Consider the following 21,798-nt stretch of genomic DNA (forward strand, 5'->3'; position numbering starts at 1 on the left):
CCGTTCGCGGGATGAGCGAGCGCCTCAGCCCTCTGGGAGAGGAAGACGTAACACGAGCGACAACTCGCGCCACGAGGCGTCCAGCCCGCGCGGGACGAGCGTGTCGCAGGCGATGCCAAGGGCGCGCTCGATGACGGTCTGGAAGTCGCTCTTCTCGTTCTTCGCCCGCACCGCAAAGACTTCGTGCTCGACATCCTTGCCATCGAGGTTGCCATACTGGGTGAGCACCTTGAGCGCAGCGGCGTAGGCCGCGAGTTGGTAGTCGGCATCGTTGAAATTGGGTTCGCCGTCTTCGTCGAGGGCCTGCATCGACGCGATCTGGCGTTTCACTTCGTCCTCGACCATCGGATAAACCTCGTCGAGAAATCCGGGTTCGTTGGCGATGCGCTTGCGCAGGACCAGGCAGACGGTGCCCTGCACGTAGTTGCCCTTCTTGATGCCGACCGCTTCGGTCTCGGTGCTGATCGTCCAGGCCGCGGTGGCCTTGAGTCCGGCGGCCCAGAGGATCATGCCGAGATCGGCCCAGACGGCCGGATTCTGGTGGGTGAACATGACCATCTGCAAGCCGTTGTCCGGCATGTGGCGGGCGAGATTGCGGTAGATCTCGACCATCGAGCGACGGAAGTCTTCGCCATCACCGCGCACGGCCAGTTCGGCGCGGGCGTCTGGTGTCCATTCGGGAAAGGCCTTGGAGAGTTGCTTGTCGTACCATGCGAGGAAGAAGTCGCCGAGTTCGTGGTAGTTGACGGCGTCAGCGTAGGGTGGATCGGTGATCCACAGGTCGCAGGTCTCGTGGAGGTCGCGGGCGTCGCAGACGTTTACGAAGCCAGTTCCAACCAAGCCCGGACCATAGTCGTCCATAATGGGCCAAGAGGCGCGCAGAGGTTCAAGAGGGCGACAGCAGTAATTGAAAAGGGTGTTCAGGGCTTGATTACTGAACACATCTTCGCCTTTATCGTGAGCGAGGCCCGTGTGCCAACGACAAAGCCTGGAACTCCAGTTAGAAAGTCGTCCTATGCCCAGCAGTATAGCCGCGCCCTTCTCCCTGCCATTCGACAAGGCTCCGGATTGTTCGGCCAATAGCCCGATTATCAACAACTGCCGCGGCGTGAACAGGTGGTGCCAGTGGGTCCAGCCTCGAGTGCGGATAGGCTCGTCGGTCTTGTCGCCACCTTCGGGAATCGACTTGGAAGGAATAAAGCCCTCGCGCTGCCAGTCGGCAAATCGCTGGCGCAGCAGTTCAAGCACTCTCGCTTCACGGGCCAGATCCGCGTCGTCGGGTGCCGCGTAACGGCGCCCCCCATCCGTGCCAACCCAGCGGACACAATAAAGCCGTTCCTGAAACACATCGCCCGGGCGGGGCGCGAGGTCATCGTTGCTCCAGCGCCGCAGACCTTCCGGGCCGCGCAGCGCTTCCACCGACCAGGAGCGGCCGGGATCGAAGGGATCGACGACGCGGCTGTCTACTACCGTGGCGCCTTTCTTTGCCTTGTACAGGTTCAGTTCACCATCAGACACGACCGCGATCTCAGGCGTAAGCTGTTCCGACCCGGAGGAGCGTTGCCAGCGGGCGACGACCTTCGATTTTTCGCCGACCAGCCAACTGGGAGCGAGCGGGATGAAGTAATCGCAACCCTCCGGCTTGACCTCCACACAGTAGAGGTAGGCGTCGGCGCGTTCGCCTTGCGCATTGTGCTCGATGCCCCATTCGGTGACTTGCCGGTCGGCGGCAGCCAGCGCCTCGGCCTGCACGCGCATGACTTCTTCCTGTACTTCCTTACCGCCACCGAGGAGGTTTAGGCTGGCCCAGGTCAGCAGACCGGCGACCGGATTGAGGTCGGAGCCGAAGGCGTTGCAGCCGATGCGAGCCGCCTCGAACGGAATCGAACCCCCGCCGCAGAAGGCATCGCCGACGCGCGGCGTGTGGCCGAAGCTGCGCCGGCCAAGCTGCCCGACCAGTTCGGCAAGGTTCGTGGCCCTGGTGCCGAGGTGGACGTTGATCTCTGCCCAGGCTTCCACCGTTGGTCCAGGAATGTTCTCCGGCCGCTCACAGTCTTTGAGACGTTCGGCGTAATTCAGGGCGTCGAATGTGGCACGGTCTCTGATTCTTCCTTTATTGCGCTGCCAGGTACCGTCGTCATCCATGGTTAGAATCTTGAGGAAAATCTCCCGATCCCTTACTGGATTGGCAGAAGCAGGCATCAACATGCCGAGGATGGACGCACGAACGAGGATGAGCGGCTTGCGCCCCCACCACTTGCCGAGACGGGTGAGCGTCTGCCCGTTGTTCGCCTTGCGCTCCTTGTAGGCCTCGGCCGAAAGGCGGGCGATGGGGAACTGCGTTTCAATGAAGGTGCTCATTCGCCAGCCGCCCAGTTTTCCAGTTGCAGACCCCGGACTCTGGAAAACTCGCGCGTGTTGTTGGTGACCAGCACGGCATTGACGCTCAGTGCATGCGCGGCAATCAGGGTGTCCATTGAGCCGATGGGTTCCCCCCTGCGCTCCAGGTCAGCGCGCAAATCGCCATAAGCCCACATGGCCGCCCTACCAAAAGGGAGAACTTCCAGTGGAGCCAGAAACATTTCCAGCGCCTGGCGATTGCGCACCGAGGCGCTCTTGGCCACACCAAACGCAAGCTCCGCAGCCACCACACTCGACAGCCCGATGTCACCCAGTCGGTACTGATGAAAACGTGCCAGCACTTCGGGCGGTCTGGTGTTGATGATGTAAATGCAGATATTGGTGTCAAGCAGAATCATGCGGCAATCTCGGCACGATCCTGCGTTGCCGGCTGCTCCCGTGTCATGACAAAGCCAGGCTCGAACAACGACAGCGCGGTTTCCAGCGTTTGCCAGGGGTCATCCATAGGTAGCAGGAGGACGCCATTGCCAAAGTGCTGCACCACCACTTCGGTGCCGGCAAACCGGTATTCCTTGGGAAGCCGAACGGCCTGGCTGCGGCCCGATCGAAAAAGGCGTGCGGTATCCATGTGAAACCCCGAAAAAGGTAATGACCAATGATAGCTACTTTTTCTCGCAGTGTCAGCCGAAGATCGAGCAACGGATCAGAGCGTCATCCAGGGATTCAGAGGAAAAGTGAGAGCTGCGAATGCCCGAGCAGTTCGCGGCGCGCCCTGGGCGACAGTCCCTCACCCTTGACGAACGGGTTGTCCGCAATGGCGGCGCGTAGCGCCTTGCGCCAGCCGATACCCTTCTGCATCGCCTGGCCGGTGGTCGCCACGGTCATGGTGTAGAGCCACCAGCGCTCTTCGGGTGCCAGCGCTTCCCAGTTGTGCAGGGCGTTCGGGATGTCGTCGGGCGAGGCGTCTTCCACCGCCCAGCAGAGGATGCAGAGTTCCTTGCCCAGCGACGGATGCACTGGCACCGCCCTGCCAGGGTTCTTCTGAAACCTGGCTGCCGGCAGGCCGTTGGCGCGCAGGCGGCGGTTGGCCTCCTCCCAAAAGGCTGGGGCCAGCGCCAGCCAGCGGTTGCGGTCGATGACCACACGCAGTGCCGGATCGTTGGGGGACGGCGCATCCACCGCGCGCGCTCCCAGATGGTCGAGGTCGTTGCCGCGATGCTCGGTGATGCAGATGAGTCCACTGGCGCCGCTACCCATCGGGATGTCGATCAGGAAGCCATGGCGGGCTTCGTCCGGCAGAAAACCGAGACCGACGACTTTGCGTGTGGGTGATGAGGGAGAGCCTGCCATCGCCTACTGGCTCACTTTGGCAACGTCGAACGGCTGATTGGTGGTCTTGAGCCAGTCGAGCAGCGCCTGCCCGGTAGGAAACGCGAGAGAGCCCGCAGTCATGCGCAGGCTGCCGTCTTGGACGATCTCCTGGAGCTTCTCGGCGACCGCTCTTGCTGCAGCAGCATCGTAGCCGTCGTCCAATGCTCCGGAATAGTCGACGTTCTGCTGCCCATCGCTGCTCTCCGCCGTGAGGCTGATGTCGTGCGCCCGGACACCGCTGGCTGACGCCAATCGCTGGATGAAGTCCCAAACCGCGCCGGCGTCATCAAGCTTCGTTTGCTGGTTCCAGCGGGCCGGGAGTCCGGGGTCTATGGGTGGGCGTTCCGCCCGTCCTTGCTGTGGGATGCTGATCCGCAGCGTCTCGGAGTTCATGTCATAGGCGCTTGATACCGCCATGGCGCACACCACGCGACAATTCGCCGGCACGCGGAATGGCCCATCGTAAGTCGCAGAGCCTGCACTGGTTGGCGAGGAACCATCCGTGCTGTAGCGGACGGTGACCCCGTTGGTCCTCGGCAGGGCCAGCAACTCGACTTCGTGATGACTACCCCGGTTGTGAAGCTGATACTTGAGCCGGAGCTTTGCAGACCATTCCTTCACCGCACTGACACGAGCCATGTCGGCAGGATCGAAGGCGAGGAAACGATAACGCAGGCCCACAGCTTCAAAGCGGCTTGGCGTCGGCACGGGACTGGAAGCGCTGGTGGGGTCCGAGTCACCGGTCTCATAGACGAGACACGGCGCATGCAGCGGTTCGATCTTCAGATAGGTGTGACCGTCGCCGTCTTCCTGCACCGAGAGTTCGCGAAGAGAAACCTCGGGGACGGGCGGGGGAAACGGGCCGCGGCGGATGTGATTGCCTTCTTCGCGCCAGAGCCCGCGGCGAACACAGTCGGCTTTGAGGTCATCGAGCGCTGAAATCTTGTGCAGTGGCCAGTTGGTATTGACCGCGGCAGCGCGCTTGAAGTCTGACCACAGGACGACTTTGCTCTGCGCCGAACCGAACAGGCGAACCTCGGCCCGCGTGCGGAAGCTCTCGTCGTCGATCCTGGTGGTGAATTTCTGCGCGCCCTCGAGGGTCTTGCGGATGGTGGCTTCGCCGCTCTGGTTGCCGGCGAAAGCGAGATCGGTGCCGGTGGCTCGCAGTGCGGAACTGATCGACGGATAAGCGATCTGGTCGAAGGCTTCCTTCAGCGCGGCGGTGAATTGCAGACTGACGCGGTCGCGGAGCACATCGAGGGCGCGCCACTGCGGATCGTCCGCCGGCGTGTTCTCCGCTCTGAGCTCGTCGTCAATGCTTTGCAGGGCACGAGTCTGCCGCGCCGAATCGAGCACCTTCTGGAAAGTGTCGCGCGAGCCGGTGATGAAGAGGACGCGATTCTTGTACTGTTGCTGACCCCACCACGCCTGCCAGTCCGCGGAGATGGGCAACTGGTTTGCCTGGCCGCCAGGCCGTACGATGACCAGGGTGGTCTTTTCCTGATCGACCTGAACTTCGTCCGGCGGGGGCAGGACTTTGACGACCTGGTAGCAGTCTCTGAGCGAAGCGGAAAAGTACGACTCCAGGTGTTCGCGGAGCATCCGGTCGACGGTTTCGGCGTGCAATGAGAGCGCCGTTGACCGCAGCTTGGCGGCGAGATTCTGCTGGTTCTTGAAGAACAGGCGACCGTCCGCTGAACTGTGGAGATACCAGGCACGCGTTGCCAGCTTGTCGAGGACGTTGGCCTTGAAGGTGGAGAGGTCACGACCGGGCCGCTGCAGACAATCGACCAGTTGATACTCGCGCAGCCCGTGAATGGCGCCCGGCGTACTGGAGAGGGAGGCGACCAGAATGACGCGCGCCGCCTCGGAGGCGTCGGCGTTCCCATTGGCCCGGTCGATCTGCTCGACTTCGGAGTCACCACCGTGCGCGATGTCATGCGCTATGGCTTCACTCAACGAGGGATTGATGGTACGGATCTCGGAAGCGATCTCGTCGACGTTGAAATCAATATCGTATGGACTGATCAGGTCCTTCGCCGCTGCCTTGCCGGATTTCCAGAGGTCGGAGACCACCATCTGCATCAGGCGGATGACCCCACGGGTTTGTTGAAAGCCTTCGTTTTCCTTGAACTTGCCGACAAGCTCACGCAAATCGGGATGAAAGGGGTAGGCATCGATCACCCGCGTATAGAGTGTTTCCGGCGTGGTGGAGGTCAGGTTCATGCGCACCGCCTCGCGCAGCGCATCCCGGTAGGCAGCGGCAACCCGCTCGCTGTCTGCCTGGGACGCAACGCTCTCGAACAGCGGTTTACGCAGGATGTGATAAAGCTCGTCACCGTTCGGATTCACCGGGGTGATCGGGACGGCAATCCGACGAGACTCTGAGGAGATACCCTTGACGGCACGGTCAAACGCCGCCTGCAGGTTCGCCTGGCCGAGGCTGAAATTGCTTCCGGCAAGATCGGACAGAACAAGGCAAACGTTGTCCATCTCGGCAACGGCGACAAAGAGATTGCCGAGCGCCGTGGTCGTGACGACAGCCAGATCGCCATTGCCGACCGGAACCGTCACCGCGTATTCAAGGTACGGTGGCAACTCGTCCAGAAAAAGCACCAACGGGTCGCCACCGAGCAACTGTTTCCAGGCCTCCGGGCCAGGCGCGCTGAGCAGCGGCGACACATAGCGGGTAAATTGAACCGCCTTGCCAAGTTGTTCGGCGACAGACCCCCAGATACCTCCGGCGGCATCGGTGTTGCGCCCATTGAAACCCACCACACGACAGCGCCCCAATTTCGGTGCCGGATCCTTGCTGCCCAGAACGTGGCGACGCAACTCCGGATCACGTGCGAGCAAACCAAGCCCGATCATGCTGTGCGTCTTGCCGCCCCCCATCGCCTGCGACAGCAGAAAAACCGACGAACCGGCCCCGGAGCCTGCGAGGTGCCGAAACGCACGATCAACCAGGGTCACCATGCCATTGGTGAAGTAGTTCTCGTCGAAAAACTCGGAACCGTGAACCTGACCCTTGAGGAACGTATCGAGGCTGAGAACCGTGGCCCGGCGGTCAGCGGCAAAGACGGAGGCTCGGGGATTGCAAAGAGTCTTGAGTGTCATGGATCGTCGTCGAACACGATTGAACGAAAGCTCGTTGAGAAAGGCGCGCAGAAGAGGACGCTAGGTTAACAGACTCTTGACGGTGATGTGCTGCCAGGGCGCACGCCGAGATCACGTCCGCCGTGGAGATCCTTCGACAAGTAGGAGTTGGAGCCGAGAGACCAGCAGTACCTCCTGTCTCACGCCCACGCTGTTCGCATCCTCCACTTCCTGATGGAGCCGGGGACAACTCTCGTCGCGGATCGATTGGGGCATGGGCCAGGATTCCGTAAAATGAGCGAAACACTGATCAAGGATCTGCCGTGGCCACCGCATCGAAGAAACCCGCGCGAACCGTCTTCACCCTGAGGATCGAACTGGTCGACAGCCAGCCGCTGATCTGGCGCCGGATCGTGATCAGCGGTCACGCGAGCTTCGCGGTACTCCACCACGTCATCCAGGCCGCGATGGGCTGGCACGACGCGCACCTGCACGAGTTTCGGGTCGGTGAACGGAGCATCGGCGTCCCGGACCCGGAGTACGACAACCCCGACCGGCCGACCGCAATCGAGAAGAGCGTCCGCCTCAACCGCCTGCTCGGCACAGGCACCACCTTCACCTATCTCTACGACTTTGGCGACGGCTGGAAGCATCGCTTGAGCGTCGAGCAGGTGAAGGACGTCGGCGATCGCCATGGCGATGGATGTGTCGCCCGGGTCGAGAGCGGAGCGCGCGCGTGTCCCCCCGAGGACGCTGGCGGCATCGATGCGTACCAGGACTTTCTGGCGCGCTGGGAGCACGACCCCTACGGCGAACAGACCGAGGACGTCCGCACCTGGGCCGGGCTCGACTTCGATCCCGCCCGCTTCGATCGCCCGGCGGCGAATGCGGCGATCGACCGCATGTTCTGGAATGGCTGGGTCAAGTGAGGCGGGTGAATGTGGCGCGGCATTCCGAGCCATCGTCACCAGCACGCCCGGCCGGTGACACATCGGCAACCATTGGACGACGCAACGACGAACGCGCGTCAGTGCGGCGTGGGGTACATTTTGGGGTATGATTGGCCAACGACGATCCGTATCCATCTGCACTTGCGGTTCTTTGCGCACTTGTTCGATTCCTGTCGAGGGACTTTCCGGGCGTCCGCAGAAATCCACAGAGAAGGAGGCGGATGTCGGGCTCGAGCGAAGAACCAGGGAGCGAACATGAAATGGCTGTTGGTTGCAATCGTATTGAATACGCCCGTCAGGACGGACCTCATTTTCAACAGCCTGTCCGATTGTCTTGCCGCCGAGTCTCAAATGCGAAAAGAGTGGTCTGAAACGTACAGTCAGAGCAAGAAGTCAGGTGCCACGAGCGAGGCCTTGGGTCTGCTCAGTTCGCAAATGACGAAAGGCACCTGCATACCCTCGAAGTAGGCGACGCCTGCGGTGAAGTCGGCGTCCGACGGCCCCCCCCGCAGGCATCGCCCGGCGGATCTGCACACGGCGCTGCGCGGACTCGGTCCCACAGGGGTCGCGACAGCGACGGCGGGAGACGGCAGTGTCGCAGCCATCGACGAGGCGCATGCAGTCCTCTTGGCGCCCTCCCGGCGCGATGACGGCAGCCCCCCGCCTGAGCGCCCCGTCCCGCCGGTTGCTGCCAGCCCGCTGACGGCAAGGGCCGCACCATGCACCGTCGCAGCTTCCTCGCCACTCCGCTGCTCTTGCCGAGCCTGAGCAGCGCGGCGGCGGTTGCGGCAACCGTCGACTACCCGGCCGTCGAAGCCGGTGCCGAGTTGGCCTTCCCGCGCGATCACGGTGCCCACCCCGCCTTTCGCACCGAGTGGTGGTATGTCACGGGTGCACTCGACGCACCGCAGCCCGATGTCGGTTTCCAGTTCACCTTCTTCCGCAGCCGGCCGGGAATCGCCGAAGGCCTGCGATCGCCGATCGCCGCGCGCCAGATCGTCTTCGCGCACGCCGCGCTGACCGTCCCCGGCGAGGGCCTGCAGCACGTCGAGCGTGCCGCCCGTGCCGGCCTGGGTGCGCGTTTCGCCAGCCACGACCTGGACGTCAGCATCGGTGCCTGGCGCATGTTGCGGCAGGAGAGCAGCGGCCGGCAGTCGTTGCGGTTGCGCATGCAGAGCCCGTCCTTCGCCTGGGATCTGTCGCTCACTCCATCGCAACCGCTGCTGCTGCAGGGTGACGGCGGCCATTCACGCAAGGGGCACGCACCCGGTTTGGCCAGCCACTACGTCAGTTGGCCGCAGTTGCTGGTCAGCGGGACGCTGCTGCGCCAGGGCCGCCGGCAAGCGGTCGACGGCCGCGCCTGGTTTGACCACGAATGGTCGACCGTGCTGCTCGGCGACGGCGCGGTCGGCTGGGACTGGCTGGGAATCAACCTGGCCGATGGCGGTGCGCTGATGGCCTTCCGCATGCGCGACGCAGCCGGGACGACGCTCTACGCGCACGCCGCCTGGCGCGATGCCGGCGGTCGCTTGCGGCAGTTCGCCAGCGACGAGGTCGACTTCACGCCGCTGCGCCATTGGCAATCGCCGCGCAACGGCGCCCGCTATCCGGTAGAGATCGAGGTCCGCTTCGGCGAGCAGCGCATCCGCACACGCCCGGTCATCGACGATCAGGAGCTGTCAACGACCGTGCCGACGCCGGTGAGCTACTGGGAGGGCCTGGTGCGCGTCGATGGCAGCCTCGCCGGTCGCGGCTATCTCGAAATGACCGGCTATGCGGGTCGCCTGCGCGTCGGCGGCGAAGCTGGAGGAGGCGGAGCGAACTGATGCCGGCAACAGTCACAGCCCGAGGAAGGTGCGAATCCTGTCCAGCATGCCTGCCTCGGCCTTCGTCCCGCCCGGCGGCATCTCGACGTAACGTTGCGAGAACTCGTCGATCTCCTGCTCGCGGCGGGCGAGGATGCCGGCGAACGCCTCGGCGATCTGCGGCCGCGACTGGACGAGTTGCTCGACCGTCGCCTGGTCGAGGCGGTAGCAGACGAGGTCGCTGCGGGCGATGACGGTGTCGCGGCGCAGTTCGCCGGTCAGGACGCCGCGCTCGCCAAAGGTACTGCCGGCGGCGATGGTGCGGAACAGCTGTCGTGGCTGCTGCGGAAACTCGAGCCACACGTCCGCCTCGCCGGCGGTCAGCAGATAGAGCCAGTGGGCGACGTCACCCTGCCGGTAGATCACGTCACCACTGACGAAGGGCGCATGGATCAGGTGCTGGCTGATGGTCAGCAGCTCGTCTTCCTGCAGGCTGGCGAAGATCTCGAAGCCGCGCAGATCGGCCAGTCGCCGTTCGCCGGCACGGCGCTCGATCGACATGCGATACGCCGCGTTTTCCTTGGTCACCAGCAGCGACTGCTCCGGCACGGCCAGTTCCATGCCACCACGCTGCAGGGCGGCGAGCAGGTGCACGCGTACCGCCGAGTCGGTCGGGTCGTCGGCCTGCGGATCGATCATCCAGTAGCGCAGCGCGTAGCGGGCGTAACCCGGGCCGAATTCCATGAGCACGCAGGATGGCTTGGGATCGTCGGCCACGTTGGGTATCTCGGCGACGCTGATCGCCTTTTCGACGGCAGCGATCACCTGCGTCGGTGGCGAATCGTAGGTCAGGTTGAACCACAGCCAGCGCCGCCACGGCCAGCTCGCGACCTCCTCGCGGCCATAGACGGTGAAACGGCCACGCATCAACTGGCTGTTCGGCACCACCACCACCTCACCGTTGCGTGTCCGGATCGTCGTTTGCCGCCAGCGCACCTGCGCCACGCGACCGTTGATGTCGTCGATGCGGATCCAGTCGCCGGTGCGCAGCGAGTTGTCGAGCTGCAGCGCGACGCCGGCCAGGATGTTGCCCAGCGTGTCCTGCATGGCCAGGGCGAGCACGGCGGTGATGACTGCCGACGTGGTCAGCAGGCTCGATGGATCGAGGCCGACGAAGTGCAGCCGGGCGACGATGAACAGCGCATAGACCAGCAGCACGCTGATGTCCTCGGCGATGCGCGCGACGACGATGCCGACGCGCGGCAGGATCGCCCGGAAGACGAAGATCGCCAGCAGCCGGAACAGCGCCATGCCCGAGCCGATGACGAAAAGCTCGTGCACCATCACCGCCAGCCGCGAGTAGTCGAGTGCTTCGAGCACGGCGCCGATGAGCTGGCCGAGCAGGCAGAGGACGAAGGCGACGAAGGTCGCCGCCACTCGCCGCCGTTCCTTGGCCAGCAACTGGACAGAGAGCAGCGTCACGCCGACCGCGGCCGCGATGATGTACTTCGTCTCGGGCAGCCAGAAGTAGGCCCAGATCCTCTGCAGCATCAGGTCCATCGCGCCTCATCCAATCGACCGGTCACCATCCTGCCTCCATGTCGCCCCGGCGCGACCGCCATGGCCGGCGCCATCCCCTGTCCGCGAGAAATCAGATCAGGCCGTCGAAGGGTTGTACCTCGACGACATCGCCGGCAGCAACCGGCCCGCGCTCGTGCCCGAGGACGATGAAACAGTTTGCCTCGGTCATCGAGCGCAGGACTCCCGAGCCCTGGGCGGCGGCCGGCCGGACACGCCAGCGGCCGGCCGCGTGGCTGAGGATGCCGCGCTGGTATTCGCTGCGCCCCGGCGCCTTCTTCAGGCCTTGCTCGCACAACGCCGGCAGCAGCGGCTCGAGGGGCAGCGGATCGGCACCCATCAGCCGGTACAGCGCCGCGCGGACGAACTGGTAGAAAGTCACCATCACCGCCACCGGATTTCCCGGCAGCCCGAACAACCAGGCGCCGCCGTCGGCACCGCCGGCAGCCCCGCCGATGCGGCCAAAGGCCAGAGGCCGCCCGGGTTTCATGGCGATCTTCCAGAACAGGACTTCGCCCAGCTCGGCCATCAGCGGCTTGACGAAATCGGCCTCGCCGACCGACACCCCGCCACTGCTGATCACCACGTCGGCCGCCGCAGCCGCCTGGCGGAAGGTCTCGGCGAGGAGTTGCGGATCGTCGGCGACGACGCCGAGATCGAGCAACTCGCAGCCGAGTCGGCTGAGCATGCCGAACAGGGTGTAACGGTTGCTGTCGTAGACCTCGCCTTCCGCGAGTGGCGTGCCGATCGAGGACAGTTCGTCGCCGGTGGAGAAGAAGGAGACCCGCAGGCGGCGGAAGACGCTGATTTCGGCGAATCCCAGCGAGGCCACCAAGCCGAGTTCGGCGGGGCGGATCAGCCGCCCGGCGGTCAGCGCCGGCCTGCCGCGCGCCAGATCCTCGCCCGCCAGGCGGATGTTCTGGCCCTTGCGCTGGCCGCCGGGGATGAGGACACGCTCACCATCGACGCGGGCGACTTCCTGCATCACGACGGTATCGCAGCCCGGCGGCGGGACCGCGCCCGTCATGATGCGCACGCACTCGCCGGCCGCCACCGCCCCGGCGCAGGGGCGACCGGCCAGGGCAGTGCCAACGACGCGCAGCGACGTCGTGCCGACATCGTCGAGGTCGGCGTGGCGCAGGGCATAGCCATCCATGGCCGAGTTGTCGGCAGCGGGAACGTTGCACGGCGCGATCAGGTCGCGCGCCAGAACGCGACCGAGCGCGGCGCGCAGCGCGACGCGCTCGCCAGCCAGTCGCGGCCGCAGCTGGCTGTGGATGAAGGCGCGTGCCTGCTCGACCGTCAGGGCATCCGGGTCGTGTCCATCAAGGCAACTGAAACGCGAGGAAAGGCTCATGGCCGTCCATCCGACCGGTCTGCTCGTCCGCGCGCTCCGGGCATGGCGGCCAGCCTGCGACGCGTTCGTCCCGAGCGCTCAGCCACCGGTCATCGACATGAAGCGAAGCACCTGCGGCGAGTCCATCTGGCTGGCGAAATCATGTCCCTTCGCCTTGATTCCCATCCCCTGGACGATCGCCGCACGCAACGGCTGCGGGTCGATCGGGTGCGCGCGCAGCACCGGCAGCAGCGGCACGGCGCCATTGCTGCCGAGACAGGGGTAGAGCTCGCCGCGGGCGGTGATGCGAACCCGGTTGCAGCTGTCGCAGAAATTGTGGCTGTGCGGCGAGATGAAACCGACACGCGTCTGGCTGCCCGGTATCCGCCAGTAGCGCGCCGGGCCGCCGCTACTTTCGGCGGAAGGCACGAGGACGTGCCGCGCCTGCAGCCGGGCAAGCGCTTCGTCGCTGCCGAAGAAGCGTTCGTCGCGCGCATGGCCGACATCGCCCAGCGGCATCTGCTCGATGAACGAGATGTCGACGCCGCGCCCGACGGCGAAGTCGAGAAGATCGACCAGCTCGTCGTCGTTCACCCTGCGGATCATCACCGTGTTGATCTTCAGCCGTTCGAAGCCGGCCGCCTGCGCCGCGTCGAGGCCACGCAGGACCTTCGCCAGGTCGCCGACGCGGGTGATCTCCCGGAAGCGCCCCGGCTGCAGGGTATCGAGGCTGATGTTGATCCGCCTGACACCGGCCGTCCGCAGGTCCGCTGCGAAGCGTTCCAGTTGCGAGCCGTTGGTCGTCAACACCAACTCGCGCAGGCCCGGCAGGCGCGCGATCCGCTGCAGCAGCCAGACGACGTCGTGTCGCACGAGCGGTTCGCCGCCGGTGATCCGCACCTTGTTGACGCCGAGTTCGACGAAGGTGCAGGCAACGCGCAGGCACTCCTCGAGCGTCAGCACCTGCGCGCGCGGCAGGAACTCCATTTCCTCGGCCATGCAGTAGTTGCAGCGGAAGTCGCAGCGGTCGGTGATCGACAGCCGGATGTAGCTGACCCGCCGCCCATACCTGTCGACGAGCGGTGTCGCCGCCAGGGCCTGGCCGCCGGTCAAGGGCTCCGAAGACGCAGCAGCCTCGCCGCCGGCCGGCGGCTCGGCAACGACGTCTGGTGGCAGCGATTCAAGGCGCATCGGCGAGACTCCCGCGGGTGTGCCGGTGAGAAGGAAAGGGAGGAAACCGTGGCCGCGGATTATAGCCCACTTCGCCCGCCGACGGCCCGCCGCCAGCGGCGCCGGCGGGCGATCAGCCGCTCCAGGCAGCCAGCTCCTCGAAGCCCGCCAGGCGCCACAGATCCTCCACTCGATCGACATCCCACAGAGCCGGCAGCTCGAGCCAGCGCAGGCCGGCGCTGGCCAGGCGCGCGCGCGTCTGCGCCATCACCCGTTCGCCGCCCCAGTCGATGCCGGCGAACAGCGAGGGCTGTGGACGGCGCAGGCCGATGAGTACGTAGCCGCCATCCTCCGCCGGGATGAAGACCGCGTCAGGGCCGCCCGCCGCCTCGTCGCGCAGCGCGGCGGCTGCGGCCTGCAGATCGGCCGGCCGCAGCGCCGGGCAGTCACAGCCGATCAGCAGCAGCGGCCCGCTGTCGGCGGCAAAGGCGGCAGCCATCCGCTGACCGAGATCGCCGGCTGCCTGCGGGCGCAGCGCGACACGGCAACGCCGGTGCACGGCGCGGAAGAAGCGCTGCCGCTCGTCCGGTGCGCACCACAGGCAGACGCTGCCGATCGCCGCCCGCTGCGCCACCGCCAGCGCGCGTAGCGTCAGCTGGCGCTGCAGGCGGGCGGCAGCGACTGCGCCGAGCGCCGGAATCAGCCGCGTTTTCGTCTCTCCGGCCACAGGGGCCCGGCTGAAGACGGCGATGGCGACCTCGTCAGTCGTCGCGCGGCGAGTAACCATAGCGTATCGCCAGGCGCCGCGGATCGGCGCCGAAGAAGTAGCTCGCGCGCAGGCGCCACATCAGCAGGATCGTGCGCAGAACGCCGTGCTTCTGCCAGCGGCGGGCAGAGGTGCGCACCGGCTGGCGCAGGCAGGCCGGGCGCCCCACCCGCCGCAGGCGCTTCGCCAGCGCGATGTCCTCCATCAACGGCAGGTCGGGAAAGCCGCCAATCCGCTCGAAGACCTCTCGGCGGACGAAGACGGCCTGGTCGCCCGTAGCGATTCCGGTCAGTCGCGAACGCCAGTTCATCATCCGCTCGACGACGCGCAGCATGCGTTGCGGACCGTCGATGCGCACGTCAAAGCGGCCCCAGACGGCACCGCCGGCCAGCGCGGCGTGGATCAGCTCGGCAGCCGCCGGCGGCAGGCCTGTGTCGGCATGCAGGAAAAGCAGTACTTCACCGCCGCTGGCAGCGGCACCGGCGTTCATCTGCGCCGCCCGGCCACGCGCCGAAGCGAGCACGCGGTCCGCGAGCGGGTGCGCCAGCCGGAGCGTTTCGTCGGTGCTGCCACCGTCGACCACGAGCAGTTCCGCCCCCTGTCGCCGCAACGCTGCCAGACCAGCAAGCTGCGACGCGATCGTCGCGGCCTCGTCGAGCACGGGAACGATCACGGACAGCCACCGGGCCGCCAGCGGGGCCATCGCGGGCGGCGCCGCGCTCGCGGCAGTGTTTCGGGCAGGCGAACAGGTCATCGAGGCATCCTTCTCAAACCGCATTATCGCGCAGCGTCGACCGGCCGGTTCGTCCGCCACGTGCCGCGGCGACGATGGCCGACGCTGCGCCGCGACTGCGCGCCCGGTGTGAAAAAACCCGCTTCGCCGCACAACGCTTCAGGGTATAGTGTGCCCCTTGCGGCAGCGAAGGCTCGCAGAGGAGCTGGCGCCGCAGCCCATCGCAGCGAAGCCGAATGATGAGTTCCCGTGACCTTCAGAGCCCCCGCACAGCAGACGGAGCGGGACTACCTTACGCCGTCCCCGGCGTCGAGCGGCAGGCCGATGACGCGTTCGGGCCGCGTCTGACGCTTGCCGTCGGCCGGGCCAGGCAGACCTTCCGCTGGATCCCGCCCGGCCATTTCCGGATGGGATCGCCGGTCGACGAAGCTGCTCGCGGCAGCGCCGAGTTCCTGCATGAGGTGACTTTGAGCCGCGGTTTCTGGCTTGCCGACACCGCCTGCACGCAGGCGCTGTGGATGGCGGTATGGCCCGTCAATCCCAGCCACTTCGCGGACGATCCACGCAACCCGGTGGAGAACGTCGCCTGGCATGACGCGCAGCGCTTCATCGGCGAACTCAACCGCCGCTTGCCCGGTGTGCAGGCGCGCCTGCCCAGCGAGGCGGAGTGGGAATACGCCTGCCGCGCCGGGACGACGACGCCCTTCTCCTTCGGCATGACCGTATCGACCGACGAAGTGAACTATCACGGCGCCTTCCCCTACCCTGGCGGCGAGCCGGGCCTCTCCCGCCACGGTCCGCTACCGGTCGCCTCGTTGCCGCCCAACGCGTGGGGATTGCACGAGATGCACGGCAACGTCTGGGAGTGGTGCGAAGACTGGTACGCCGACTACCCGCAGGAGCCGCAGGTGGATCCGCGCGGCCCGTCCTTCGGCAAGATGCGCGTGCTCCGCGGCGGCACCTGGAGTGACCCCGCACGCTACGCCCGCTCCGCCACCCGCAGCCGCATCGAGCCGGTCTACCGCCCGCGCAGCACCGGTTTCCGACTGGCCCTGGGTCCCCCCTGAGGACCTGCGGACGAATCGTCGCCGGCGGCGCCGGTGATGGCATGCCCGCCGTCGGCGCTGCCGACGCCGCGCTCCGCTTGCAAGTGTTCGTCTTCACCCCGGCTCCCGCCAGCGGCGTACAATCGGCGCCACGGCAACCGGGCGGAGTGGCTCCACGGCAGGCGCAACGCCGCAGCGGCAGGGAACCGGCGCTTTGCGGCACCGGTCAGTGGACCAACTGGACAGTCCTTCAACACACACTGGAATGGATCTGGAAGAGACACGGATGAACATCGCCAGCGAAGAAGAACCGAAGAAGAGGCGTGCAAGCGTACGACGTGCGGCGGTGAGTGCGAAGCCCGCCGACGCCGACGGCGCACACGCACGCGCCGACGAGCGGCCTTTCATCATCGGCATCGGCGCGTCGGCCGGCGGCCTCGAGGCGCTGAGCCTGCTGCTGCCCGGCCTGCCGAAGAACCTCGGCCTCAGCTACGTCGTCGTCCAGCACCTGTCCCCGACCTATCGCAGCATGATGTCGCAGTTGCTCGGCCGCGAGACGACGATGCCGGTCCGCGACATCGAGGACGGCATGTCGCCGGAACCGAACACCGTCTACATCACGCCGCCGAATCGCAATCTGACGCTGCTGAGTGGCCACTTCCGGCTGGTCGAGCCGGCCCGCGAGTCGATGCCAAAGCCGTCGGTGAATCGCTTCTTCGCCTCGCTGGCGGAGGAGATCGGCGAGTCGACGATCGGCATCATCCTCTCCGGCACCGGTTCCGACGGCGCTGCCGGCATCCATGCGATCAAGGCGGCGGGTGGCTTCACCTTCGCGCAGGATCCCGAGACCGCCAAGTACAGCGGCATGCCGCAGTCGGCGATCGACACCGGCAGCGTCGACTGGATCCTGCCGCCCGAGAACATGGGTGCCGAGATCAGCCTGATCGTCCTCAACCGTGGCCTGATCCCGGTCGCGACGCAGGCTGCGACTGCCCCGGCAACGTTGAAGACGCTGCTCGGCAAGGTGCGCAGCCGGACCAAGGTCGATTTCTCGCAGTACAAGGAGCCCACCCTGTGGCGGCGAATCGAGCGGCGGATGGCAGCCAACCATGTCAGCACGCTGCATGACTATCTGCAGGTGGTCGACCGAACGCCGGTCGAACTCGACAAGCTGTGCAAGGACATCCTGATTTCGGTCACCGCCTTCTTCCGCGACACCGATGCCTTTGCCCGCCTCGACAAGGTGGTTGCCGAGATTCTTGGCGGCAAGCAGCCCGGCGACGACATCCGCGTCTGGGTTGCCGGCTGCGCCACCGGCGAGGAAGCCTATTCGCTGGCCATCCTGTTTTCCGAGCGCCTCGGCGCTGCCTTCGACCAGTATCGGCTGCAGATCTTCGCCACCGACATCGATCTCGATGCGATGGCGCTCGCCCGCCGCGGCGTCTTTGCCGCATCGAGCCTGGCGCACATGGACCGTGGCCGCATCCGCGCCCACTTCACGCCGCACGGCGATCGCTACGAGATCAACAAGAACCTGCGCGACGTGGTCATCTTCGCCCGCCAGGACCTGGTGCAGGATCCGCCGTTTCTGCGGCTCGACCTGGTGAGCTGTCGCAACGTCCTGATCTACTTCCAGAGCGAGCTGCAGGCGCGGTTGCTGTCGGTGTTCCATTACGCTCTCAACCCCGGCGGCTATCTCTTTCTCGGCAAGTCGGAGGGAATCTTCCAGCAGGAAGCGCTGTTCGGGGTGGTGGACAAGGATGGGCGCCTGTACCGGCGGCATGGCGTAAGCACGCGGTTGCCGTTGCTGCGTACCGAGATGCAACCGCCGGCAGCCGGTCTCAACCAGCACCAGCGGGTCGGCAAGCCGGCGACACCGCTGGCTTTCGAGAACATCCTGCTCGAGGCCGCCGGGCGTTACTTCATCCCGACCAGCATCCTGATCAACGGCAAGTTCGAGATCCGCCACATCCACGGCGACGCCAGCCGGCTGCTCAACGTCTCGCCCGGCAAGCCGGCCTTCGACCTGATCTCGCTCATCCGGCGCGAACTGCGCACCGAAGTGCAGGTGCTGATGCGCCAGGCGCAGGTGAAGCAGGCGGTCGCCTACGGACGTCCGCGCCACATCAAGGCGCTCGACGCCACGCGCGGCGTTCGCCTGTCGGTGCACCCGCTGCCGGCGATGGGCAGCGAAGCACTGTTCATGGTCTGCATCGAATGGATCCAGCCGGCGGCGGGCAGGAGCGCCATCGAGGACACCAACAACAACAGCACCGACAAGGAACTGGAGGATGAACTCGCGGCGACCCGCGAGCACCTGCAAACGGTCGTCGAGGAACTCGAGACCTCGAACGAGGAGATGCAGGCGCTGAACGAGGAAATCCAGGCGTCGAACGAGGAGATGCAGGCCTCGAACGAGGAACTCGAAGCATCGAACGAGGAACTGCAGTCGACCAACGAGGAGCTGGCGACGGTCAACGAGGAACTGCAGATCAAGACCGCCGAGACGCAGGAACTCAACATCGAGCTGGAATGCATCCAGAACAGCGTCGACTACCCGCTGCTGGTGCTCGACCGCAACCTCGGCCTGCAGCGTTTCAACAGCGCCGCGGCGCGGCTTTTCAAGCTGGGTGCGGCACAGAGCGGCCGTCACCTGCGCGACCTGCCGCTGCCGCCAGGCATGCCCGATCTGGTTGCGAACAGCCAGGAGGTGATCGAGTCGCAGACAGCTCTCGACTGCCAGATCGTAAACGCCGACCGCCGGCACTATGCGTTGCACATCGTGCCGCTGTTGCGCGACACACAGCGCATCGCCGGCGTCATCCTGCTGTTTGCCGACAACACCAACCTCTACGAGATCGAGCGCTCGGCGCGCGAGACGCAGGTGCGGCTGCTCGCCGTGATGAACAACTCGGTTTCGCTGATGGCCGTCAAGGACGCCTCCGGGCGCTACCAGTTCGCCAATCCGAAGTTCGAGGCGACCTTCGGTTTCGCCGGCGGCGAGGTCATTGGCAAGACCGACCTGCAGCTCTTCCCGGCCGAGGTCTGCGCGGTCTTCCGCGAGAGTGAACTCGAAGCGATGCGCCTGCGGCAGGGAATCGAACGCGAGGAAGCGCTGCCGCTGCCGGGCGGGCCGCGTCATTTCCTGGCCGTGCGCTTCCCGCTGCTGGATGACGATGGCGCGATCACCGGCCTGTGTTTCCAGGCCACCGACATCACCGCGCGCAAGGAGGCCGAAGACGGACTGCGGCTGGCGGCGATGGTCTTCGACCGCGCATCGGAAGGTGTGATGGTCACCGACACCGAGCAGCGCATCCTGACCGTGAATGATGCCTTCACCGTACTCACCGGCTTCCCCCGTGAGGAAGTGATCGGCGAGAAGCCAAGCCTGCTGCGGTGCAACCTGACGCCGCCCGAGCTCTATGAGGAGATGTGGGAGCGCATCAACCGGCTTGGCGTCTGGCAGGGCGAGATCTGGAACCGGCGCCGGAACGGCGAGCCCTTCCTCGAGTGGTTGTCGATCAACACGGTCAAGGACCAGAACGGCAAGGTGGTGAACTATGTCGGCATGTTCAGCGACATCACCAAGGTACGCGAGTCACAGCAGCGCATCGAGTATCTGGCGACGCATGACGAGCTGACGGGATTGCCCAACCGGGCGCTGTTCAACGACCGGCTGCACCTCGCGCTGGCACGCGCCGAACGACAGCAGCAGAGCATGGGCGTCGTCTTCATCGATCTGGACAACTTCAAGGTCGTCAACGACACCCTTGGCCACGTCACCGGCGACCGCCTCCTGAAGCAGGCTGCGCTGCGGCTGCTCGACTGCGTCCGTTCGGAAGACACGGTGGCCCGTCTCGGTGGCGACGAGTTCGTCGTCCTGCTCGAGACCACCGACCGCAGGGAAGCGACGCGAACTGCGGAGCGCCTGCTCGGCGCGCTGAGTGCGAGCTACCACTTCGAGGAACACGAGTGCTTCGTCAGTGCAAGCATCGGCCTCAGCATGTTTCCCGAGGATGCCGCCGATGCCGGCGCGCTGATGCGCAACGCCGACTCGGCGATGTACCGCGCCAAGGATCACGGCAAGAATGCCTTCCGTTTCTTCACTGCCGATCTCGCCAGGCATGCCGCACGCCGCCTCACCCTCGAGGCCGGCTTGCGGCGCACGATCGAGAGCGGGGAGCTGACGGTCTGCTACCAGCCGCAGGTGGTCCTCGACAGCCAGCGGCTGATCGGCGCCGAGGCACTGGTCCGCTGGCACTACAACGGCGAGACGATCGAGCCGGTGGAGTTCATCCCGGTCGCCGAGCAGAGCAACCTGATCGTCGAACTCGACGACTGGGTTCTCGGCGAGGTCTGCCGCCAGATCGCGGCGTGGGACGCGGGCGGGCTGCCGCCCGTGCGCATCAGCGTCAATATCTCGGCTCGCCATTTCCGCAAGGAAGGCATGGCCGGCGAACTGATGCGCATCGTCCACGCGCACGGCGTCGCCCCGCAGCGGATCTGCATCGAGATCACCGAAGGCGTCCTGATGGACTTCGACCGCGCGCAGAGAATGCTCGCCGAACTGGTCGCCTGCGGTCTGACGATCAGCATCGATGACTTCGGCACCGGCTTCTCGTCTCTTTCCTACCTCAAGCGCTTCCCGATCCACGAGCTGAAGATCGCCCGCGGCTTCGTCGACGGCATCTCGAACAGCGCCGATGACCGGGCGATCGGTTCGGCGATCATCGCCCTGGCGCGCAACCTCGGGATGAGCGTCGTCGCCGAGGGAGTCGAGCAACCGGAGCAGCATGCCGAACTCGACGCGTCGGGCTGTCACCACGGACAGGGCTTCCTCTATTCCCGGCCACTGACGGCCGACGAGTTTGCGCAATGGCTGCAGGCACGGCCGGCGACCTGAGGCCGCAGCAGGCTTGCGACAACAGGATTCCGGGCGGCAGCGGCCAGCCGCCGGAAATCCCGGCGCTGAGTTACACCCTCGACGCCGACGATGCGATCGTCGCCGTCGCCGGTGACTGGGACCGGCTGGCACTGGCCAATGGCTGCCAGTCCCTCTTGGCGGCGCGGATCATCGGTCGCCGACTCGACGACTTCATCACCGGCGACGTGACGCGGATGTTCGTGCGCACGATGCTGATGTCGGCGAGGACGCTGCAGCGCGCAGTCTGTCGTCCGTATCGCTGCGACTCGCCGCAAGTCCGGCGCCTGCTGCAGATGAGCATCGTGCCGCAGGCAGATGACCGGCTCGACGTCCGTCACTGGCAGCTGCGGCAGGAACCGGTGCCGCAACCGGTTTCCGTCGTCGCCGCAGCCAGCGGTTCCACCGCCGGCTTCATCAAGCGCTGCAGCATGTGCAACCGCATTCGTCTCCGCCAGGACTGGGTCGAGGTTGGCGATGCCCGGAACGACCCGTCGCTGGCGGGCGCCAGCAGCCTGATGGTGGTCTATGGCGTCTGTCCGGACTGCCTGCGGGGACTTCCGCCGCGCCTGCACGCGGCGACACCCGCGCCGCGCTCCGGCAAGCGGGTCGCGCCGGCGGGCCAGTAACGCGGCGGACCTGCGGCTGGGCGACCGGCGGGCCGC

Annotated in this window: 15 protein-coding genes; 5 read left to right on the top strand and 10 right to left on the bottom strand. The window is 65.9% G+C overall.

What is annotated here, in order from left to right; genetic code table 11:
* Window positions 1-24: 24 nt before the first annotated feature.
* The 5 genes from NFW30_RS14325 to NFW30_RS14345 all read right to left on the bottom strand — a co-directional run bounded on the left by NFW30_RS14325 (window position 25) and on the right by NFW30_RS14345 (window position 6,849).
* Window positions 25-2,361, bottom strand: coding sequence for a DUF1156 domain-containing protein (locus tag NFW30_RS14325; protein WP_295356752.1), 2,337 nt, complete (start codon window positions 2,359-2,361; stop codon window positions 25-27).
* Window positions 2,358-2,759, bottom strand: a complete 402-nt coding sequence (locus NFW30_RS14330) for a type II toxin-antitoxin system VapC family toxin (RefSeq protein ID WP_295356755.1) — start codon at window positions 2,757-2,759, stop codon at window positions 2,358-2,360. Before NFW30_RS14330 ends, NFW30_RS14325 begins: the two co-directional genes overlap by 4 nt.
* Window positions 2,756-2,989: a type II toxin-antitoxin system VapB family antitoxin gene (gene vapB / locus NFW30_RS14335; RefSeq protein WP_287670474.1), complete on the bottom strand. Its 234-nt coding sequence runs from the start codon at window positions 2,987-2,989 to the stop codon at window positions 2,756-2,758. The genes NFW30_RS14330 and vapB overlap by 4 nt, the downstream gene beginning before the upstream one ends.
* Window positions 2,990-3,084: 95 nt before the next feature.
* Window positions 3,085-3,711, bottom strand: coding sequence for a DUF3780 domain-containing protein (locus NFW30_RS14340; protein ID WP_295356761.1), 627 nt, complete (start codon window positions 3,709-3,711; stop codon window positions 3,085-3,087).
* 3 nt (window positions 3,712-3,714) lie between these two features.
* Window positions 3,715-6,849: a DUF499 domain-containing protein gene (locus tag NFW30_RS14345; protein ID WP_295356764.1), complete on the bottom strand. Its 3,135-nt coding sequence runs from the start codon at window positions 6,847-6,849 to the stop codon at window positions 3,715-3,717.
* Between the two features lie 302 nt (window positions 6,850-7,151).
* Here NFW30_RS14345 and NFW30_RS14350 point away from each other — a divergent pair, with 302 nt between their 5' ends.
* Both NFW30_RS14350 and NFW30_RS14355 read left to right on the top strand, forming a co-directional pair.
* The gene (locus tag NFW30_RS14350; RefSeq protein ID WP_295356767.1) at window positions 7,152-7,757 is read left to right on the top strand and encodes a plasmid pRiA4b ORF-3 family protein; all 606 of its coding nucleotides are present in this window, start codon (window positions 7,152-7,154) and stop codon (window positions 7,755-7,757) included.
* Window positions 7,758-8,497: 740 nt separating this feature from the next.
* Entirely contained in the window at window positions 8,498-9,604 is a 1,107-nt protein-coding gene (locus tag NFW30_RS14355) for a lipocalin-like domain-containing protein (protein ID WP_295356770.1), read from the top strand.
* Window positions 9,605-9,616: 12 nt separating this feature from the next.
* Here NFW30_RS14355 and NFW30_RS14360 read toward each other — a convergent pair whose 3' ends face one another.
* From NFW30_RS14360 to NFW30_RS14380, 5 genes are all read right to left on the bottom strand, one after another.
* Window positions 9,617-11,143 carry a mechanosensitive ion channel family protein gene (locus tag NFW30_RS14360; RefSeq protein ID WP_295356772.1) on the bottom strand — a complete coding sequence of 509 codons (1,527 nt, stop codon included), beginning with the start codon at window positions 11,141-11,143 and terminating at the stop codon, window positions 9,617-9,619.
* Between the two features lie 91 nt (window positions 11,144-11,234).
* Window positions 11,235-12,518 carry a gephyrin-like molybdotransferase Glp gene (gene glp, locus NFW30_RS14365; protein ID WP_295356775.1) on the bottom strand — a complete coding sequence of 428 codons (1,284 nt, stop codon included), beginning with the start codon at window positions 12,516-12,518 and terminating at the stop codon, window positions 11,235-11,237.
* A 78-nt stretch (window positions 12,519-12,596) separates the two neighbouring features.
* Window positions 12,597-13,688, bottom strand: a complete 1,092-nt coding sequence (gene moaA, locus NFW30_RS14370) for a GTP 3',8-cyclase MoaA (RefSeq protein ID WP_295356778.1) — start codon at window positions 13,686-13,688, stop codon at window positions 12,597-12,599.
* Window positions 13,689-13,800: 112 nt separating this feature from the next.
* Entirely contained in the window at window positions 13,801-14,454 is a 654-nt protein-coding gene (locus NFW30_RS14375) for a TIGR04282 family arsenosugar biosynthesis glycosyltransferase (RefSeq protein ID WP_295356781.1), read from the bottom strand.
* A complete protein-coding gene (locus NFW30_RS14380; protein WP_295356901.1) occupies window positions 14,429-15,136 on the bottom strand; it encodes a TIGR04283 family arsenosugar biosynthesis glycosyltransferase in 708 nt (235 codons plus the stop codon). The genes NFW30_RS14375 and NFW30_RS14380 overlap by 26 nt, the downstream gene beginning before the upstream one ends.
* Before the next feature lie 269 nt (window positions 15,137-15,405).
* Between NFW30_RS14380 and NFW30_RS14385 the strand changes: the two genes are divergently transcribed.
* From NFW30_RS14385 to NFW30_RS14395, 3 genes are all read left to right on the top strand, one after another.
* Window positions 15,406-16,233: a formylglycine-generating enzyme family protein gene (locus tag NFW30_RS14385; protein ID WP_295356784.1), complete on the top strand. Its 828-nt coding sequence runs from the start codon at window positions 15,406-15,408 to the stop codon at window positions 16,231-16,233.
* A 265-nt stretch (window positions 16,234-16,498) separates the two neighbouring features.
* Entirely contained in the window at window positions 16,499-21,115 is a 4,617-nt protein-coding gene (locus NFW30_RS14390) for an EAL domain-containing protein (protein WP_295372310.1), read from the top strand.
* Window positions 21,088-21,762: a hypothetical protein gene (locus NFW30_RS14395; protein WP_295356790.1), complete on the top strand. Its 675-nt coding sequence runs from the start codon at window positions 21,088-21,090 to the stop codon at window positions 21,760-21,762. Before NFW30_RS14390 ends, NFW30_RS14395 begins: the two co-directional genes overlap by 28 nt.
* Window positions 21,763-21,798: the final 36 nt, after the last annotated feature.

Origin of the sequence: Accumulibacter sp. (genome assembly GCF_023806635.1) — a bacterium.
Taxonomy (GTDB): Bacteria; Pseudomonadota; Gammaproteobacteria; order Burkholderiales; family Rhodocyclaceae; genus Accumulibacter.

Bases quoted from the DNA above. Each gene is read 5' to 3' on its own strand.
- NFW30_RS14330 (WP_295356755.1), bottom strand. From the start codon at position 2,759: ATGATTCTGCTTGACACCAATATCTGCATTTACATCATCAACACCAGA.
- NFW30_RS14380 (WP_295356901.1), bottom strand. From the start codon at position 15,136: ATGGCCCCGCTGGCGGCCCGGTGGCTGTCCGTGATCGTTCCCGTGCTC.
- glp (WP_295356775.1), bottom strand. From the start codon at position 12,518: ATGAGCCTTTCCTCGCGTTTCAGTTGCCTTGATGGACACGACCCGGAT.
- NFW30_RS14360 (WP_295356772.1), bottom strand. From the start codon at position 11,143: ATGGACCTGATGCTGCAGAGGATCTGGGCCTACTTCTGGCTGCCCGAG.
- NFW30_RS14395 (WP_295356790.1), top strand. From the start codon at position 21,088: ATGGCTGCAGGCACGGCCGGCGACCTGAGGCCGCAGCAGGCTTGCGAC.
- NFW30_RS14340 (WP_295356761.1), bottom strand. From the start codon at position 3,711: ATGGCAGGCTCTCCCTCATCACCCACACGCAAAGTCGTCGGTCTCGGT.
- NFW30_RS14390 (WP_295372310.1), top strand. From the start codon at position 16,499: ATGAACATCGCCAGCGAAGAAGAACCGAAGAAGAGGCGTGCAAGCGTA.
- NFW30_RS14385 (WP_295356784.1), top strand. From the start codon at position 15,406: ATGAGTTCCCGTGACCTTCAGAGCCCCCGCACAGCAGACGGAGCGGGA.
- NFW30_RS14375 (WP_295356781.1), bottom strand. From the start codon at position 14,454: ATGGTTACTCGCCGCGCGACGACTGACGAGGTCGCCATCGCCGTCTTC.
- NFW30_RS14355 (WP_295356770.1), top strand. From the start codon at position 8,498: ATGCACCGTCGCAGCTTCCTCGCCACTCCGCTGCTCTTGCCGAGCCTG.
- NFW30_RS14325 (WP_295356752.1), bottom strand. From the start codon at position 2,361: ATGAGCACCTTCATTGAAACGCAGTTCCCCATCGCCCGCCTTTCGGCC.
- vapB (WP_287670474.1), bottom strand. From the start codon at position 2,989: ATGGATACCGCACGCCTTTTTCGATCGGGCCGCAGCCAGGCCGTTCGG.
- moaA (WP_295356778.1), bottom strand. From the start codon at position 13,688: ATGCGCCTTGAATCGCTGCCACCAGACGTCGTTGCCGAGCCGCCGGCC.
- NFW30_RS14345 (WP_295356764.1), bottom strand. From the start codon at position 6,849: ATGACACTCAAGACTCTTTGCAATCCCCGAGCCTCCGTCTTTGCCGCT.